This window comes from Sulfurospirillum sp. SCADC (assembly GCF_000743525.1).
In the GTDB taxonomy this organism is placed as follows: Bacteria; Campylobacterota; Campylobacteria; order Campylobacterales; family Sulfurospirillaceae; genus Sulfurospirillum.
This window is the reverse complement of record NZ_JQGK01000003.1, coordinates 98,138-115,641: the sequence shown is the minus strand read 5'-3', so window position 1 is coordinate 115,641 and position 17,504 is coordinate 98,138. Positions and strand designations below refer to the sequence as shown.

The following is a 17,504-nucleotide window of genomic DNA, read 5'->3' as shown; positions in this document are numbered from 1 at the left end:
CCACCCCCTACGCTTTCTCTACGCGGCATAAACCCGCTTTAGATGCAGGAATCTGCGTCATGATGTCATAACCGTAACTGACAACCGTATTGGCACATTCACCACTCGCATAAGGCTTCGTGCCTGCTGGGAAATTACCCGTCATATCCACACCTTGCATATATCCGCCAAAGTGGAACGGTAAAAAGACCATATGCGGTAAAACCGTATGCGAGTACTTCGCTTTCACTTTGATTTTCGTGCCTGCAGGAGAGTGTACCCACATCATCTGACCGTTTTTAATGCCATGTTGACTGGCTAAATCAGGGTGAATATCGCAGAACATCTCAGGAGTGAGCGCACAAATATATTTAGAGGCTCTGTTTTCCAAACCTGCACCCATCATCGTTACCAAACGACCTGTCGTCATGATAATAGGGAACTCTTTGGTGTAGTCTTTCTCTTTTTGAATTGACGCATACTTGGTTGTCACACGGAAATGGTTTGCTTTATCCGCATACGTTGGGTATTTTTCAACCAAATCAGGACGTGAAGAATAAAGAGGTTCTCTGTGCAATGGAATACGATCAGGGAATGTCCACACAACGGCGCGCGCTTTCGCGTTACCATACGGTGTCAAACCTGCTTCCAGCGCCAAGTCAACCAATTTACCACTCGTACATGTTTTCCAGTTCGCACCACAAAGATCTTTTTCAGAGGCACTCAGCGTTCTTCCGATAAGTTTTTCGATATTTTCTTTGGTGATCTCAGGGTATCCACCATCGACTTTTGAGTTTACGGGAGCCGAACCTTGACCTGCAAGCAAGCTAACGCCATCTTTTTCCAAACCAAAGTTATTTCTAAAGCCCATACCGCCCTCAGAGATAGGAACATCCACATTGTAAAGGTTTGGTGTACCGCCGTGTTTGACGCTCCAACATGGCCAAGGAAGTCCGTAGTATTCGCCTTTCATCTCACCTTTGCCCGCTCCAGTGATTTCATCAAACATATGCCAATTGTCGGTATGTTTTTTGATACGCTCTGGTGTCCAGCCCATCATACCGATGGTTCTAAGGGTGCGAGAAATCTCAATAGTCGCATCTTCAGGCCATTGGAAGGTTTTTTTACCCGGTGTCATTTCAAGATAGCCATCACTTTTAAGGTGCATCATCATGGAACGGGTATACTCTTCGTAGAAGCCTAAACGCTTCGCAAGTTCAAACATAATGTCTTGATCGGCTTTACTCTCATAAAGAGGCTCAACGACTTTATAACGCCACTGCGCACTTCGGTTGGTCGCAGAAACGGTTCCGCTGCTCTCAAACTGTGTTGCACTTGGCAAGATAAAGAGATTGTCTTTTCGATTGGTTAAAATAGCCGCTTCATTGACAAATGGATCAGCGATCACCAAAAGCTCTAAGTTATCAAGACCTTGTTGGATTTTGAGGTTTTGCGATGTTGATGTAATACCACAACCCATAACGACAAGCGCTTTGAGGTTTGTGCCTGCATTTTCAATGGCATCTTCACCTGGTTTACCAGCGAGAACGCCTGCCCACCAACGAGCTAAGGTAAAGCCTGGTTTGCCCATCCATGAAGCGTCTTTAAAGTGTGATTTGATGTAGTCGTACTCTACGCCCCACATGCGTGCGTAATATTTCCACGAGCCTTCCACCAAGCCATAATAACCAGGAAGCGTGTCCGATAAACATCCCATATCCGTAGCACCTTGAACGTTGTCATGCCCTCTTAGAATGTTAGTACCGCCACCCGCTTTTCCCATATAACCTAACGCCATTTGAAGAATGGGAGCAATACGCGTATTGCCTGTACCAACGGTATGTTGAGTTAGACCCATCGCCCAAAGGAGCGTACCGGGAGAGTTTTTAGCATAAATAGTTGTAATTTCAATGAGTGTCTCTGCACTAACGCCTGTAACATCCGCAACAACTTGTGGTGTCCATTTGGCAGCTTCCGCACGGATTTCATCCATACCATACACGCGATCTTCGATGTATTTTTTATCTTCCCAACCGTTTTTGAAGATGATATGCAGCATACCATAGACAAACGGGATGTCCGTACCAGGGCGAATTTGTGCAAAGTAGTCTGCTTTTGCAGCACTTTTCGTAAAGCGTGGATCGATAACAATAATTTTCGCGTTATTGCGCTCTTTTGCTTTTAATATATGACCAAAACCTACAGGGTGATTAACGGCAGGATTACAACCGATAATAAAGATAGATTTTGCATTTTGGATGTCTCCAAACGAGTTTGTCATTGACCCATATCCTAATGTATTCGCCACACCGGCGACTGAGGAGCTGTGTCAGATTCTTGCTTGATGATCTATATTGTTGGTTCCAAAAAACGCGGCAAACTTTCTAAAGTAGTATGCTTGTTCATTGCTCATTTTGGCGGAGCCTAAGAATTGAACCGCATCGGGACCATCTTTTTTCTTAAGGTCTGCTAATTTAGTAGCAATCTTCGTTAATGCTTCATCCCAAGAGAGGCGTTTCCATTGACCATTGACTTTTTCCATGGGGTACTTAAGGCGTACTTCTGATCTGACCATATCGATCATATCGGCACCCTTACAGCAGTGTCCGCCAAGGCTGATTGGGTGGTCTTGAGCAACTTCTTGACGAACCCAAACACCGTTGTGAACTTCTGCGATCACACCACATCCAACTGAACACGATGTACAGATGGTTTTTACTTTTTTACTTCCAGGAAATGGATCTTTGATCTCTTCCTCTGTTGCGGCTCTTGTCACTTTCTCACTAGCAAAGCTTGATGTTGCGCCAAAAACGCTTCCCAAGGCTGCCATTTTCAAAAATGATCTTCGACCTACGGTCGTTGTTAGAGCACGCGTTGTTGTGCTTTCCATAACGCGTTATCCTTTTGTTTATTTACATAGCAGATTTGTAATAATCTTCCCATGCTCCAGTTTTAGTATAGGTGATCTCTTTTTTTGGAGACGTTCCTTTTACCACGCCACTTGTACTTTTTGAACCCGCAGAACTTGCGTGTACACCCACAACACCTACGGTTGCGACCGCACTTACAAGTGCAGCTTTTTTGACAAAGCCACGTCTACTTTCGTTCATATTGCACCTCCTTAGTCATTTTGATCTCTTTGATTTTTCAAGAGATCACCCCAAAGAAAGGGCATTCTTTCGGATAATCTCTTCAATAATTTTAAAAAACTGAAAGATTACAAATTAAATAGTTAAAGTAAGATAAATTTTATATTATTTAAATCGTGCGCAGATAGTACCAGTAAAAAGAGGGAAAAAAGGGGGAGAGTTTTTTGAAAAATGTAAAGGGCACTTTACCATTAAAATGCCCTTTTTTTGTCACGCCTTAAAAAGTCGGTAAATAGAACTGAAGTCTTCGTCACCGTAACCGCTCATTTTCATTTTGGAAAACAGCTCTTTGGTGACACTTGCGGTGTAAAGCGGACGGTTCAGGCTATACGCCAAGTCTTGCAGACAATGCAAATCTTTGGTGATCGCAGCGGTGCTAAAATGCGGACTAAAATCTTCATCGATGAGCTTTTGCGTTTTAGCCGCCAACACCAATGACTTTCCCCCACCTGCGCCCAAAATCTCTAAAAGCTCTTTTTTATCGATGCCACACGCTTCACCCAGTGCCGCACACTCGGCAATCGTTGCCATAAATGAACCCAAACAGAGGTTATTGATCAGCTTCATCTTCGCTGCAAATCCTGCCTCTTTGAGATGAAAAATCGTCGAAGCAAATTTCTCTAAAAGAGGTTTACACGTAAGAAAAACACTCTCACGCCCAGCGCAAACAGCGGTCAACTCACCTTTACTTGCAGGGACAACACTGCCTAAAACAGGCGACTCAAGGTAACTGCCACCCTGCTTTTCAACCATCGCGTGAAACTCAACCACGTCATTGAAATGGTTGGTCGAAAGATCGATGATGGTTTTGTCTTTGAGATTGGCGCTTAAAAGTCCGTTCTCCATTGTTAAGACATTGCGTACGCCATCCGAGTCAAACAGACACATGAGTACTGTGTCGCATTTCTCCAAGAGCGCTTTGGGTGAGCTTTCACACACAAACCCTTTGGCTTCCGCTTTCGCCTTTGTTCGGTTCCATACCAAAACCTCTTCGCCCATGCTTGCTAACCGTTTTGCAATAGCCGTTCCTAAATTGCCTAGTCCGATAAAACCAATTGCCATGTTCATTCCTTGGGATAATTTTTAGAATTATAGTCTAAATTAGACACTTTATCAAGATAATTTTGCAAAAGTTGTGTTATGATTTCCGAATGAAAAAAGAGCTCAAACCTTATGTCGCCTTGTGCGATGCCATAGCAAAACTGTTTTACCCCAATGTCGAAGTCGTCATGCACGATCTTGAAGCCAAAAAACTCGTCCACATCGTCAATGCCTTCTCCAAACGTCGCGTCGGCGATGCGATGATAAGCGAGCTCAAAGACCTAAACAGCATCAAAGAAAATTGGGTCGGCCCGTACGATAAAACCAGCAGTGAAGGCAAACGCCTCAAAGCGGTGAGCATCATCGTGCGAGACGCGGAGGAAAAACCCATCGGGATGATCTGCATTAACTACAACACAGAACCGATAGAATCGCTGTTTGAGTCGCTCAAAGGCTTTTTACATGTAAACGACTCCGCACCCAAACCCTCCGTGCTTTTTTCCCAAAGTTGGAGAGAACACACCGATGAGACGATAGAGAAATATTTGAGTATTAAAAACATCGCCCTCTCAGGTCTTTCGAGTGATGACAAAAAAGAGTTGGTGGTTTTTTTAGAGAGTGAAGGCATCTTCGCCATTCGCAATGTTGTGGGGTATATCTGCTCGGTTTTAAATGTCTCGAAGGCTACGATTTATAACTGGTTGAAAGCGGTGAGAGGTTAAGCTAAAAGATGCGCAAAAATATCCGCAATTATTGAGGATAAAAAGTGTAAAAATGCCTAAATATAGCCTTTTTAGGCATTAAATATATCCGCAATTTATTCTATCCATAAACTATTTAACAATTTCACTAATACATGTACTGTCTGTCGTTGAGGGATTGTCATTTTCTGGATTATGAGCTACTTCATAAGATGCCATTAATCTTTCTGCATTTTTAATGGCAGTTTCTTGCAAAGCCTGAAGTTCATCAAAAATAAGTTTTGTAAAAGTAGCTTGTTTAATGGTATCTTTATCAAGTTGTCCAAATTTAGACTCATTACGAGCTTGCAATTTTTCTATCACTTGTGTTAAAAGTTCATCTCTTAAAATGGCTGTTTCACGAGGGTTAAAATGAAGTAAATACCACAATTCAAACGCATCGTTAGAATAAGCCACATCAACTTTTAAACTTTTAGCTTGGGCTAACGCACTGTTAAAATCTTCGGGACTATGTCCTCCGCCATTTACGTGTTCTTTATCTCTATCGATCACAATCCATTTGTGTTTAAAATCTTTATAGCTTTTACCACTAAATTTACATCGATGCTTTTTTAAGTCTTCCAAAATTCCTGTAGGATGGGTATTAGTATGTTTTGCAATGACAAAAGAGTCTGGTGTAATTTTTCGTGACTCTCTTAACTGTCCAATAAGTGCTTTAAAATAAGTAGGCGCAGAAGCCTCATCTTCACAAGCTATGATAATGTCAGGAATTTGCTCTTTCGTTGCAATTGTACGTTTTAATTCCTGTTTGGTTTGCTCTCTTTTTCGTGCTTGTTCAGCCTCTTTATCTTTTCTTCTCATAGCTAAAACTCAAACTTTCCAAGATACGGGATGGCTCCGTATTTTCCTTGAATATACTCTTTCTCAAAATCTGCGTCTTTTCGTACATCTTTAAACTCTGCTAACGCATTCAGATGAGTAGAACCATACACGTCTTTTTCCGTAAACCAAATTTGATCTCGTCTAAACAAATGTGGCTTTAAAAGGTTGGTATCATGCGTTGTGAAAATCAATTGGGCATTCTTTGTGTTCACTTTTGGGTCATGAAAAAGTTTAATGAGGTGCATGGTGAGCATTGGATGCAAACTTGCATCAAGTTCATCAATCGCTAAAATTTTGCCTTCTTGTAAGGTATTTAAAATCGGTGCTGACATTTTGAAAAATTTACGTGTACCTAATGATTCTTCATCATCTAACTCAAAAACTTCTTTACCTACTACACTATTTTTTTCATCATATTTTGCATGATAGGTATTTATATCTACTTGTTTCAAACCGCCATCTTCTAAAAATTTCTGCCTTAATTCATCAGGCAAAGGTATTTTCTCTAGCATCTCTTTAGGAATATCATTTTCTTCTAAGATAATATCTTCAATTCCAATATCCGCTGTCTTGACAAACTTGATAATTTCTTTTCTAAAATTCACATCTTCCATTTTTTGCATCGTGTAATTAATATATCCATCATGTTCAACACCATTGATAATATTAAAATGTTTGAACCAGTTTAAAATACTTTTAGAAATTTCACCATCATTCTGATCGCACTTCCAAAGAAAAAGTTGGTTTTTAGAGATAGTAATTTTTGTATTTTTTTTGTCAAAAAATTGATACCCTTCTTTAAAAGAAAGGTTAACATACTCTTCCTCACCCATTTCACGATAAAAAAGTTTGGCTTCTTTGCCTTTTTCATCAGCGTATAACCATTCAGTATAGACGGTTGTATCATCAATTTCAAAACCATAGCGGTATTTAACCGTATCAATAAAAAAAATGATTTCAAATGTACTGGATGCATCTTGTGTTGTAGTATTAAGCTTAAAAGGATCATGTGGAAGTGTATCTGTTGATTGAATGACTTTCATTTTATTAAGAACGATATTCTTCATAAATGACATAGCCCGTAAAAGATTGCTTTTCCCGCTTGCATTTGCTCCGTAAATAACAGCACTATTTAATAGCTCATAATTCCGAATTTTAAAGCATCGTTCTTTATCTTTAGTGGCGGTCATCATACTCAAAGTGACTTTGTCTTTAATCGAGCGATAATTATCAACACTAAATTGTACTAACATGAGTAACTCCTCGTTTTATTACCTATATAATATCACTATAAAAACAAAATAAAGCTTATTTTTGTAAATTTTTAACAAATTTTATATATATTTTAAAAAACACTATTCTTACCCCAACTTCCAAATCTTAAACCGTCTATTTTTAATCGTCGTAGCACACAGCCCATCAAACGCTTTATCGGCATATTCGCGCGCTATGGCGACGTAAGAAAACTTCTCTAAGATGTCAATTTTTCCAATGATCCCAGCCTCCAGACCCAAGTCTTTGGTGAGCGTTCCCAAGATGTCGCCTGCGCGCATTTTGTGTTTTTTGCCTGCGTCGATGCAGAGCGTGATGCACAGGGCTTTTTTGGGCTTTGAGAGGGTTGGATTTAGGTCGCTGATGCGTTTACATGTAAAGGCAAAATTTGCCTCTGTGAGCTCTTCAAAGAAGCCCTCTTCTCTTGGCGTGACGAAGCTGACTGCCATGCCTTCTTTTTCCATGCGCCCTGTTCGACCGATTCGGTGGGTGTAGATTTCCATCGTTTGAGGGAGTTCGTAGTTGATGACCATCTCGACATCTTTGACGTCCAGTCCGCGTGAGGCAAGGTCGGTGGCTACGAGGATTTGGGCACTGCCGTTGGCGAAAAGTAGCAGGTGCTCGTCGCGGTCGATCTGTTCTAAATCACCATGCAAACTAAGTGCATCAAAGCCTTCATCTAACAGGTAACCTTGAAGCTCGGCGACGCCCACTTTGGTTTTACAAAAGATGATGACTGACTTGGCATCGCTCTCTAACAAAACGCCTTTGAGTGCGGCCTCTTTTTCGCGTGGTTCGACGGTGTAGCAGATTTGGGTGATGTTGGGTGAGGTGGTTGCCTCTTCTTCGATGCTTACATGTAAAGCATCGTTTTGCACTTCGTTGCACATGCGCTCGATCTCTTTGGGAAAGGTGGCGGAAAAAAGCAAGGTTTGACGTTTTGCAGGCATTTTGGCGATGATCTTCTCGATGTCTTCGTAAAAACCCATGTCGAGCATACGGTCTGCTTCATCGAGGACGAGCGTTTTAATCTGCTCAAAGTTAATGGTTTTCTCTTGCAAATGTTGCAAAATGCGCCCCGGCGTTCCGACCACGATGTGCGCGCCATGCTCTAGGTTGATGCACTGCGGTACAAAACGCGTTCCACCACACAGCGTGACGATTTTAATGTTATGCGCAAATCTGGCGAGTCGTCTAAGCTCCGCGCTGACTTGTTCGGCAAGTTCGCGCGTTGGGCAGAGTACGACAGACTGAATGCGCATGGAGTTTACATGTAAAGCTAAAAGAAGCGGCAAACCAAACGCGGCGGTCTTGCCACTGCCGGTTTTCGCTTTGGCGACGATGTCGCGCCCTTCGATGATGTACACTAACGATGCTTCTTGGATGGGCGTCATGGTGGTGTAGCCAAGTTGTGTGAGGTTGGCTAACATGTCCGCATTGGTGATGAGTTGCTCAAAAGAGTGGGTTTGTGTTGTTTTCATGGCGCAAATATATCACATTTTTTGCAAGAAGCGTATTGATTCGCTATAATCAAATCTTCCAAAGAAATTTATCAATCGAAAGAGTCTCATGCAACGTTACCCTAACTTTAAAAGTTCTATTGCGTCTCGTCTTTTTGGTGTTTTTGCGTCCAAAGAGTTCCCAAGCGCTCTACAACGCATCATCAACCAATCGTATACGGCGATGATGAAGGTTGATTTGACGGAATTTGAAGAAGCTTCTTCTTACAAAAGTCTGAATGCCTTTTTTACAAGGCGTTTTAAAACGCGCCGTCTTTTTAACATCAACGATACAACCGTGATCTCGCCTTGCGATAGTTTTATAAGCGCTTTTGGCATCATTGAAGCGCAGCTTGCGTTACAGATAAAAGGATTTAGCTACGATGTGAGACGCCTTTTGGGCGATTACATCGCCAAAGAGAAAAAAGCGCGGTTGGAGGGTGGAATGTTTGTCAACTTTTACCTCTCGCCGCGTGATTATCATCGGTATCATGCACCGATTGATATGCGCATTGCCAAAGCGGTGCACCTTCCAGGGAAACTTTATCCCGTAAATTTCACATGGCTTCGTAAAATTGAGGGACTTTTCATCGAAAACGAGCGTGTTGTGCTAGAATGTTACACTAAAGAAAATAGACTCTTTTACATGGTCTTTGTTGGCGCTTTAAATGTGGGTAAAATGGCATTTACTTTTGATGCCAACATTCAGACAAATGCCAAATCTAGCCTTCAACAATGTTATCAGTATGACGATCTTTCGCTCTCAAAAGGCGATGAATTGGGTCATTTTGAAATGGGATCAACCATTGTCATGCTGTTTGAAAAAGAGTCTATCGATCTTAACCTTGGCAACATAGGTCATGTCAAATTCGGGCAACCAATAGGGGGAATACGCTATGGAGCGCAAGCAAATAGCATCGTTGAAGCAGATGAGTCGGGGAATGACGCTTCTTTACATTGAAGATGATCCACAAGCAAGGCATGCCGCCACCAGTCTTTTTTCAGAATTTTTCGACACGATCATTGTAGGCGAAGACGGCGAGGATGGTGCGCGTCTGTATGCCGATTCGCACGCAAAGATCGACCTTGTCATTACCGACATTACGATGCCACGCATGAATGGCATCGAGCTGATACAGCGCATCCGAACGATCAGCGCTGATGTGGCGATCATCGTTCTCTCAGCGCACCATGAGTCAAACTTTCTCACTCAGACCATAGAAGCTGGCGTGGATGGGTATCTGCTCAAACCACTCAATATCTCGCAGCTGATCCGAACATTGCACAAAGTGATCGAAAAAATTCACCTTCGGTATCAAAATACCAAAAATGTGCTCTTACTCAAACAGTATGAAAACATCACCAATCTAAGCTCCATCATCTCAAAAACCGACCCAAAAGGGATCATCACGTTTGTCAATGATAAATTTTGCCAAATTTCTGGGTACACCAAAGAGGAGCTTCTTGGAAAATCGCACAATATCATTCGCCATCCTGATATGCCTAAAACCGCTTTTAGGGATCTGTGGAAAACGATTAAGGATGAGAAAAAAACATGGCAAGGCATCGTGAAAAACCGTGCAAAAAACGGCGATACCTACTATGTCAAAACGACCATCCAGCCCATTTTAAATCCTAACGGTGAGGTGGAAGAGTACATCTCGTTGCGCCATGACATTACCGCGATTATGAGCGATAAAAAGCAACTTTTTGATTTTTTAGAAGCAAATCGTCTTTCGGTGCTGATCTTGGTGCAAATCGAAGACTACACCATCTTAGAGAAGTTTTATGACAAAGCCAGTGTCGAAAAAATCGAAATGGCGTTTGGTAAAAATATGCTCTATCTGATGCCCAATCGTTGGGGATTTCAAAGAGTCTATCACCTTGAGAATGGCTTGTATGCCTTTGCGATTGACCGCCGTAACTGTAAAGCAAGCAAAGAGGAGATCCACACTGTTTTAGAGCAATTTTTAGCCAATGTCAAAGAGTATATCGTTAAAGTCGATTCCCTTGAGTACGACATCTCTGTGATCTGTAGCTTTACGTATGGCATTTTCAAAATCTTTGAAGACGCCAAAATTGGCATACAAAATGCGATTGAACATAAGCAATCCATCGTCTACGCGGATGGACTCTCTGGCATTGAGTATGAAAATGCGCTTAAAAATATTGAGACGATTCATATGATTAAAACAGCGATTGACAATCACAAAATCATCTCGTGCTTCCAGCCCATCGTCAACAACATCACACAAGAAGTAGAAAAATACGAATCCTTAGTACGCCTTGTGACCGAAGAGGGACAGCTTTTAACACCGTTTTATTTCTTAGAAATCGCCAAAAAAGGGCGCTACTACTCCAAAATCACCAAGATCGTTTTGGAAAACTCCTTTGCTGCACTGCTGAAAGTACCCGACGTTTCTATCTCCATCAACCTCTCCGTGCATGACATCGAGCGCGATGAGATCACCGACTACATTGAGCACCTTTTGATTGCGCATGAAGAACAGGCACATCGCGTCATTTTTGAGCTGTTGGAGAGTGAAGATATTAAAGACTTTTTACTCATTAGGCAATTTATCCAAAAAGTGAAAGCACGGGGTGTTAAGATCGCCATTGATGACTTTGGAACGGGGTATTCCAACTTTGAGCGACTGCTCTCGTATGAGCCTGACATTCTTAAAATTGATGGAAGTTTGATTAAAAATATTAAACACAACACCGCCAGTCAGCACATTGTTGAGACCATCGTTCTGTTTGCCAAAAAGCAAAATCTCACCACCGTCGCAGAGTTTGTCGAGAGCGAAGCCATTTACGAGATGGTACGCGATATGGGCATTGATTACTCCCAAGGCTACCATTTTGGAAGACCTGAGATGTTTTAAAACGCTTTTACATGTAAACTTTACATGTAAAAGCGCTGAGACATTTTAGAACTTATAACTGGCGCTAAATCTAAACTCGTCTTTATCTTGAGCCCCTGCTAAATCGCGATACTCTTTATCGTACATCACAAGGAAACTGAGTCCCTTGAGGGCGCCATCAAAGGCGTAATTGCCCGTGAGTGAAACGTACGAAGCTTTGCCGTACGCGAGGTCATCATCGTCGGTTATCGTGTAACTTGCCCCAAGCGTTGTGGTTGGGGTAAATGCGTAACCAAGACCGATGGCATACGCATCGGTGTTAGCAGGGTAACTGCTAGAGAGAATGATGGTTCCGGTGTACGCAAGATCAGCCCCCCAACCAATGCCCGGTGTCACGGTGGCATCTTTGCTCACGGTTGTGTAAGCCACATAACCACTGAGTGCGCCATAACCGAGGCTTGCTTTAAGCCCGTAAAGATCGGCATCTTTGCTCCCCGTGACTTCTTTGTCGCTGTAGTAGTATTGTGCGCTCAAGCCGTAGGTAAAGGCGTTCACGGCAATACTGTACGCCGCTTCTGCGTACGCCATCGCTCCGTTGGTTTCCAAGTCTTCTGCATACGCCGCGGTTAGGGTTAAGCCTGTGATACTTTTATTGACCGCAACAAGGGTATAGGCACCATCTTCCAAGAGTGGTGAGACGCCGTAAGGATTATTATAGGTGGTAAATTTACCGATGTTGCCAGCCCCATCGGTTTGTGCTTGGAATTTTTGCACGTAGGCTGCGGTCAAAGTTGTGTTGGGGAGATCGGTATTGACGATGCTTGCACCTTCAAATGCCTCTTTGACCATACGGTTACTTATAGAGGCGATGAGTGGCGTATTTAAAAACATTCGTCCGACTTGAACGGTAGTTTTACCTGCGCTATACGCCAAATAGGCTTCGGAAAGTTGTGCACCTGAGCCGTACTCATCCCACCCGAATTGTGTTTTAGCGTTGGAACTTGCAAATGGCGCGCTATTGGCTTGCCCTGTTAAGCCAAGACTAAAGCCATTGTAAGAGCCTGTGGTGTAGCCAAGAACGACACCCGTGTTGAAGATGGAAGCCGAATTGATAGAGGGATTACGGTCGCGATCCCAGTAAAATGCTTTGAGTTCACCACTGATTTTGCCCTCTTTGAAAGCATCCGCCAATGTATCGGCACCCAAAGAACAGGTACTAAGCCCTGCAAGACACAGCGCTGCCACACTAAGATTTGCCAATTTCATACGTTTCTCCTTGAAGATAAAACGACTTTACATGTAAAGCCGTTATGACGTTAATTTATGCCAAAAACGATGCGCTACGTTTTACATTCAAACGCATCCAGACAGACGCATAAACCCATCCATCTAAACCTTTAATATGCCCGTTATTTTTATAATTAATTTGAAGCTTCAAGGAAAATTTTAAATAAAAAAAAGAGCAAAATAATCGCAGGTAAAAAGAGTTTTTTTGACGAAATAATAGGAAAGAGAAAGAGAACTCTCTTCGGCTAAACAAGGAAGAGAGTTGAGATTATTTTTGGGTACGAAAGGCTTGAAGCATGCTTTTTAAATCATCACTCTTTTTTGCTTGCTCCGTGCAAATGGTTTGTAAACCAAGCGTTGTCTCTTGAGTCTCCTCTGCGAGGTGAACCATGGTGTGTGCCACATCAACCAAGGCTTCAATATGATGCAGTGTTTGGCTATTTTTTTGCATGGTCTCGTCTGCATTATGGGTTGCCAACAGAAGCTTTGCATCAGACTTCTTTGCCTCATCAATCAACGTTTGAGAGTTTAGCGAGATAGCTGTGGCATTTTCAGAGCTCTTTTGAATTTCAGCGCTAATCTCCAAAATCCCTGTGGTAATAGCATGCACGACAAGACTGATCTCTTCAAGGCTTTTTTGCGTCTTCTCTGCCAACTTACGTACTTCATCTGCCACCACGGCAAATCCTCTTCCATGCTCACCCGCACGTGCTGCTTCAATCGCCGCATTTAAAGAGAGCAGATTGGTTTGCGACGCAATCTCTTCAATCGTCTCTAAAACCGTTTTGATCTGTGTAGCATGCGTGGTTAATTGTGTCATTTTGTCGGCTAATGCACTTTCGTGCTCACTATCATACTGTATAGCTACAACGGAAGCTTCAAGCTCACAAAAGAGCTGACCGAGCGATTTTCGTGCTTCTTGTAGATTCGTAGAGCTTATTTGAGAGAGGGAATACGACTCATTTGTTTCACTGCGTATTGCCATGATGGAACGGTGAACTTGAGCAATCGCATCAATTTGCGAAGCAATCTTTTCAACAACAGAAGCAGCAATCGTTCTTAAAGCTTGGGCAGACTCTTGATTGAGAGAGGAGCTTATTTTAACATCGTGAAGTGTCGTTTGTATTTTGGATAAGAACTCATTGATAAGCGATGAAACAACCCCTAGTTCATCGTACTGCTTAATCTCAAGGCGTTTTGTTAAATCACAATCACCTTTTGCCACGTTATAAACCATCAACCGCAACGTTTCAATGACACCAAAAATCTCTTTTTTAAAAAAGAGCGAAAAACTTATCAAGATAAGGGCTACCGCTAACGCCATAAAGAAGATAATACGCATTTTGGCACGAAAGATACTCTCTTTAGATGTTTGTGTCGAGATAATCAGTTCGCTCACACCTAAAACATCATTTTCTTTCGCATTGGCATGGCAGCTAAGACACGATACTTCAGCTTTGAGAGGAAGTGCTATGCGTATGTACTCTTGATCTTTTTCTTTAAACTCTTCAAAAAATTCTGTGTGTTGGTGTAAAAGCGGCTCTAATTTTGCAGGAATCTGCTCATCTTTCGGGCTTCCAAAAAGCTCTTTAACCGATGGACTTTTATACACTTTCAGTTGCGTTACACCCAAAATAGTTGCAGCATTTTGAATGGTAGTAGCGATTACTTGTGGATCGCCAGAGTTCATACTCTCTTTGATGGTTTGAAAAATGGCGGAAGAGAGCATGGTTGAAGAGGTTTTAAATTGACTTTTAGCCAATTTTTCAAAGTCATACGATATTAAAAAAAATAAAATACCAAGCGTACCAAGCGTTGCAACAAAGAGCGTAAAAATAGTTTTTGATTTGATTGTTTTTAACATCATCTTACCTTTAAGTTGACACGAGAAAAAGAGGCGGATTACTCCACCTCTTTCCAAATTTGAACTTTCCACAAATACGCTATTAGGGTAAAAATAGCCATAAATCCAATGAGCTTTAAGCCAAGGCTTTCACGCTCCGCCTTTTTGCGATCTCCCACACTTTCCATGTAGTTGATCACTTGATCTTGAGACGCCTCTGTGAGCCCCACACGAGGCATCGCAATGCCCTCAACCATCTTTGTCGGCTCATTCATAAACGTGCTCAGATACTCCGCTTTTTTAGAGCGAATCATCATCGACACATCAGGTGCTTCAGCACCTAGATAGCTTTTGATAAAAGCGTTCGGTGTTTGCGCTTTAAGTGCGTCGTACTTCATACTATGGCATCTGCCACACGCCTCTTCAAAGACCGTTTTATCGGACACCTTTGTAGCGACAATATTTTTAAGATACGCCACAATATCAGCGATCTCTTGCTCGCTTAAAAAACTGTAACTCGGCATCGCGTACGGTTTAGCCTCGCCAAATTTATGCGAAAGTTTGGTCGCACCCACAGGGTCTTTTAAAAAGCCTGCAAGGTAATTTTTATCGTAAATTACCCCTGCATGACTCAGATCTGGAGGCACGACACCATACGCATTCGCCGCATCTTCGATGCTCATAGGCGCTTCTAGACCTAAACTTTTAATGCTATGACATGCAATGCAATTGGCTTCGACCAACACTTGACCGTTTTCCACATTTCCGTTTACATGTAAAGGTTCTAAGTCTTTAAAACCAAAATCTGCAGGTGCCACATGTGGGTGCATTTGCGAATGCGCATAAGGCTCCACGCCCCAATAGGTCACCGCCGTAAAAAAGAGCACAATGGCCAAAATCTTGATCTCTCTCATTGGACATTTCCTTTTGCTTCGTATTTGGTAATGAATGGAAGGGCGATAAACAGTCCTAGGAAAATAACAGCAGCCACAAAACCCACCCACGCATTCATACCAGTGGGAGGAAGTTTGCCATAGACGGTGAGTACGATCATGTCGATCACCAAAAGCCAAAACCAGTATTTAAAGACAGGTCGTTTGTGCGCAGGGGCGGTGTTCATTGGATTGCGATCTAAAAAAGGCAAGATCATAAAGACGATGTTGGCGATCACAAACGCGATCAACCCAATGTCCATCGCCGCCATGCCACCGATGTCAAAGAAAAAGCCTCGAAGCACTTCGTAGTTCCACAAAAAATACCACTCAGGATAGATATGTGCCGGCGTTTTCATCGAATTAGCAGGCTCAAAGTTGATCGGATCCATCGCAAAATCAAACTGATAACAGACCAATGCAAAGAAAATCGTCATAAAAAAACCGACGACAAAGAAATCTTTTGAAAGGAAAACAGGCCAAAAAGGAACGACCTTTGACTCTTTTTTGCGCCCTTCTAAAAACTTTTTCGATTCTACATCAAAGTTAAAGACTTCGGATTCTTGATTATTGACATGGGAAAAACGAAGTGAGTAAAAATGCACCGCAATCACCACGATAATCACCAAAGGAAGCAACACAACATGAAGCATGAAAAAACGTGTCAACGTTGCATCCGCCACCACGTAATCACCGCGTATCCAGATGACCACATCATCGCCAATGACGGGAATACCACTGAAAAGATTGGTAATCACTTGCGCCGCCCAGTAACTCATCTGCCCCCACGGAAGCATATAACCACTAAACGCTTCGGCGGAAAAGGCGATAAAAAGCACCATTCCTGTTATCCAGATCATCTCACGCCCTTTTTTGTAGGAACCGTAGTAAATACCCGTAAAAAGGTGAATATAGATGATCAGAAACGTCGCAGAAGCAGCCACACCGTGCATATGTCGCCACAACCAGCCATACTCTACTTCTTGCATGATGGTATAGTTGACACTATCAAACGCGAGATTAATGTCAGGTTTGTAGTACATCAATAAAAGCAGTCCCGTCACCAATAACACTCCAAAAAGAACGACCAAAACGACACCCATTGCCCAGAGGAAATTGATGTTTTTGGGTATCCAATATTCGGTCATCATCACACGCATAAAGGCTTTCACCGCGAGACGTTGATCGAGCCAGTCTATAAAGCCTTCGCTTTTTCGTATTTCTGCCATGCCCTACTCCTACGCTTTTTTCGCGGTTAATTTTTTGTACTCTTCTCCCTCTTCACCCAAAACAAGCGTTTCACCGGCAATTTTAAAGGGAGGAATGTCCAGTGGACGAGGTGGCGGACCAAAGGTGTTGATACCACTCGCATCAAAAACGCCACCGTGACAGGCGCAGATAAAACTTTTTTGCTTTGCATCATACGAAGGGATACAACCAAGATGGGTACACAGTCCGATGACAAGCGTAAAGACTTTCTCGCCAATGACCACATCGCGTTTCGCATTTTTAGGGGTATCGGCACTTTTACGAAGAACAAAAATAGGCTTTCCACGCCACACAAAACTGCGCGCTTCGCCCTCTTCTATCGTGGAAACATCGACGGTGACGAAGCCAGCTGATTGGACACTCGGGAGAGGATCCCAACTCTTTTTCATCGCTCCAAGCGCACACACGCCACCCACAGCGCTAACGCCTGCGAGTGCCATGCCTATAAAATCACGTCTTTTTTGACAGGTTTCCATGTTTGAAAACCAACTATTTTTTTACGATAAAAGAGGCAATCTCTTCGATTTGAGCATCACTAAGTGTTGCTACTTGCGCTTTCATCAACGCTTTTTGCTCTTTGCCGTAACTACCATCTTTATAGCCCTTCATCGCGCTTATAAAATCAGCCTTGCTCATATCTTTGATGATCAAACTTTTGTTTAACGCAGCTTTCTCCCCAGACGCGCCATGACACGCAATACATTTAGTGTAAAGTGGCGTTGCATGCGCGCTAATCGCCAATGTGGTGGCAATAATAAGTGATTTTGAGATAATTTTCATCTACGA

The 17,504-nt window shown here is 42.6% G+C and carries 15 protein-coding genes; 3 read left to right on the top strand and 12 right to left on the bottom strand.

Annotated features, from left to right (window positions below):
• Positions 1-7: 7 nt before the first annotated feature.
• From JU57_RS02945 to JU57_RS02930, 3 genes are all read right to left on the bottom strand, one after another.
• Positions 8-2,869 (bottom strand): formate dehydrogenase subunit alpha, encoded by a 2,862-nt coding sequence (locus JU57_RS02945; RefSeq protein ID WP_294875528.1) that lies wholly within the window; start codon positions 2,867-2,869, stop codon positions 8-10.
• 22 nt (positions 2,870-2,891) lie between these two features.
• On the bottom strand, positions 2,892-3,089 hold the full coding sequence (locus JU57_RS02935; protein ID WP_037956725.1) for a twin-arginine translocation signal domain-containing protein: 198 nt from the start codon (positions 3,087-3,089) through the stop codon (positions 2,892-2,894).
• A 249-nt stretch (positions 3,090-3,338) separates the two neighbouring features.
• Positions 3,339-4,190, bottom strand: a complete 852-nt coding sequence (locus JU57_RS02930) for an NAD(P)-dependent oxidoreductase (protein WP_037956723.1) — start codon at positions 4,188-4,190, stop codon at positions 3,339-3,341.
• A gap of 89 nt (positions 4,191-4,279) precedes the next feature.
• On the opposite strand from JU57_RS02930, the gene JU57_RS02925 reads away from it, so the two are divergent.
• The gene (locus JU57_RS02925; RefSeq protein ID WP_037956720.1) at positions 4,280-4,891 is read left to right on the top strand and encodes a PAS domain-containing protein; all 612 of its coding nucleotides are present in this window, start codon (positions 4,280-4,282) and stop codon (positions 4,889-4,891) included.
• Between the two features lie 111 nt (positions 4,892-5,002).
• Here the strand turns inward: JU57_RS02925 and JU57_RS02920 are convergent, their stop codons facing one another.
• The 3 genes from JU57_RS02920 to dbpA all read right to left on the bottom strand — a co-directional run bounded on the left by JU57_RS02920 (position 5,003) and on the right by dbpA (position 8,505).
• Entirely contained in the window at positions 5,003-5,731 is a 729-nt protein-coding gene (locus JU57_RS02920) for an RloB family protein (RefSeq protein WP_037956719.1), read from the bottom strand.
• 2 nt (positions 5,732-5,733) lie between these two features.
• Positions 5,734-7,005 carry an ATP-binding protein gene (locus JU57_RS02915; RefSeq protein ID WP_037956718.1) on the bottom strand — a complete coding sequence of 424 codons (1,272 nt, stop codon included), beginning with the start codon at positions 7,003-7,005 and terminating at the stop codon, positions 5,734-5,736.
• A 108-nt stretch (positions 7,006-7,113) separates the two neighbouring features.
• Complete coding sequence (dbpA, locus tag JU57_RS02910) at positions 7,114-8,505, bottom strand: ATP-dependent RNA helicase DbpA (RefSeq protein WP_051906526.1); 1,392 nt, start codon at positions 8,503-8,505, stop codon at positions 7,114-7,116.
• Positions 8,506-8,593: 88 nt separating this feature from the next.
• On the opposite strand from dbpA, the gene JU57_RS02905 reads away from it, so the two are divergent.
• Positions 8,594-9,484: a phosphatidylserine decarboxylase gene (locus JU57_RS02905; RefSeq protein WP_037956716.1), complete on the top strand. Its 891-nt coding sequence runs from the start codon at positions 8,594-8,596 to the stop codon at positions 9,482-9,484.
• On the top strand, positions 9,420-11,408 hold the full coding sequence (locus JU57_RS02900; RefSeq protein ID WP_294875517.1) for an EAL domain-containing protein: 1,989 nt from the start codon (positions 9,420-9,422) through the stop codon (positions 11,406-11,408). Before JU57_RS02905 ends, JU57_RS02900 begins: the two co-directional genes overlap by 65 nt.
• A gap of 45 nt (positions 11,409-11,453) precedes the next feature.
• Here the strand turns inward: JU57_RS02900 and JU57_RS02895 are convergent, their stop codons facing one another.
• From JU57_RS02895 to JU57_RS02870, 6 genes are all read right to left on the bottom strand, one after another.
• The gene (locus JU57_RS02895) at positions 11,454-12,653 is read right to left on the bottom strand and encodes an OprD family outer membrane porin (RefSeq protein ID WP_037956715.1); all 1,200 of its coding nucleotides are present in this window, start codon (positions 12,651-12,653) and stop codon (positions 11,454-11,456) included.
• A gap of 289 nt (positions 12,654-12,942) precedes the next feature.
• Positions 12,943-14,538 (bottom strand): methyl-accepting chemotaxis protein, encoded by a 1,596-nt coding sequence (locus JU57_RS02890; RefSeq protein WP_037956714.1) that lies wholly within the window; start codon positions 14,536-14,538, stop codon positions 12,943-12,945.
• Between the two features lie 38 nt (positions 14,539-14,576).
• Positions 14,577-15,431, bottom strand: a complete 855-nt coding sequence (locus tag JU57_RS02885; RefSeq protein ID WP_037956711.1) for a c-type cytochrome — start codon at positions 15,429-15,431, stop codon at positions 14,577-14,579.
• A complete protein-coding gene (locus JU57_RS02880) occupies positions 15,428-16,678 on the bottom strand; it encodes a cytochrome bc complex cytochrome b subunit (RefSeq protein ID WP_037956709.1) in 1,251 nt (416 codons plus the stop codon). Before JU57_RS02880 ends, JU57_RS02885 begins: the two co-directional genes overlap by 4 nt.
• A 9-nt stretch (positions 16,679-16,687) precedes the next feature.
• On the bottom strand, positions 16,688-17,194 hold the full coding sequence (locus tag JU57_RS02875) for a Rieske 2Fe-2S domain-containing protein (protein WP_037956707.1): 507 nt from the start codon (positions 17,192-17,194) through the stop codon (positions 16,688-16,690).
• Positions 17,195-17,207: 13 nt separating this feature from the next.
• Positions 17,208-17,498 carry a c-type cytochrome gene (locus JU57_RS02870; RefSeq protein WP_037956705.1) on the bottom strand — a complete coding sequence of 97 codons (291 nt, stop codon included), beginning with the start codon at positions 17,496-17,498 and terminating at the stop codon, positions 17,208-17,210.
• Positions 17,499-17,504: the final 6 nt, after the last annotated feature.

Excerpts from the sequence above, each read along its gene's own strand:
- JU57_RS02935 (WP_037956725.1), bottom strand. The coding sequence starts at position 3,089 with ATGAACGAAAGTAGACGTGGCTTTGTCAAAAAAGCTGCACTTGTAAGT.
- JU57_RS02930 (WP_037956723.1), bottom strand. The coding sequence starts at position 4,190 with ATGGCAATTGGTTTTATCGGACTAGGCAATTTAGGAACGGCTATTGCA.
- JU57_RS02925 (WP_037956720.1), top strand. The coding sequence starts at position 4,280 with ATGAAAAAAGAGCTCAAACCTTATGTCGCCTTGTGCGATGCCATAGCA.
- JU57_RS02920 (WP_037956719.1), bottom strand. The coding sequence starts at position 5,731 with ATGAGAAGAAAAGATAAAGAGGCTGAACAAGCACGAAAAAGAGAGCAA.
- JU57_RS02915 (WP_037956718.1), bottom strand. The coding sequence starts at position 7,005 with ATGTTAGTACAATTTAGTGTTGATAATTATCGCTCGATTAAAGACAAA.
- dbpA (WP_051906526.1), bottom strand. The coding sequence starts at position 8,505 with ATGAAAACAACACAAACCCACTCTTTTGAGCAACTCATCACCAATGCG.
- JU57_RS02905 (WP_037956716.1), top strand. The coding sequence starts at position 8,594 with ATGCAACGTTACCCTAACTTTAAAAGTTCTATTGCGTCTCGTCTTTTT.
- JU57_RS02900 (WP_294875517.1), top strand. The coding sequence starts at position 9,420 with ATGGAGCGCAAGCAAATAGCATCGTTGAAGCAGATGAGTCGGGGAATG.
- JU57_RS02895 (WP_037956715.1), bottom strand. The coding sequence starts at position 12,653 with ATGAAATTGGCAAATCTTAGTGTGGCAGCGCTGTGTCTTGCAGGGCTT.
- JU57_RS02890 (WP_037956714.1), bottom strand. The coding sequence starts at position 14,538 with ATGTTAAAAACAATCAAATCAAAAACTATTTTTACGCTCTTTGTTGCA.
- JU57_RS02885 (WP_037956711.1), bottom strand. The coding sequence starts at position 15,431 with ATGAGAGAGATCAAGATTTTGGCCATTGTGCTCTTTTTTACGGCGGTG.
- JU57_RS02880 (WP_037956709.1), bottom strand. The coding sequence starts at position 16,678 with ATGGCAGAAATACGAAAAAGCGAAGGCTTTATAGACTGGCTCGATCAA.
- JU57_RS02875 (WP_037956707.1), bottom strand. The coding sequence starts at position 17,194 with ATGGAAACCTGTCAAAAAAGACGTGATTTTATAGGCATGGCACTCGCA.
- JU57_RS02870 (WP_037956705.1), bottom strand. The coding sequence starts at position 17,498 with ATGAAAATTATCTCAAAATCACTTATTATTGCCACCACATTGGCGATT.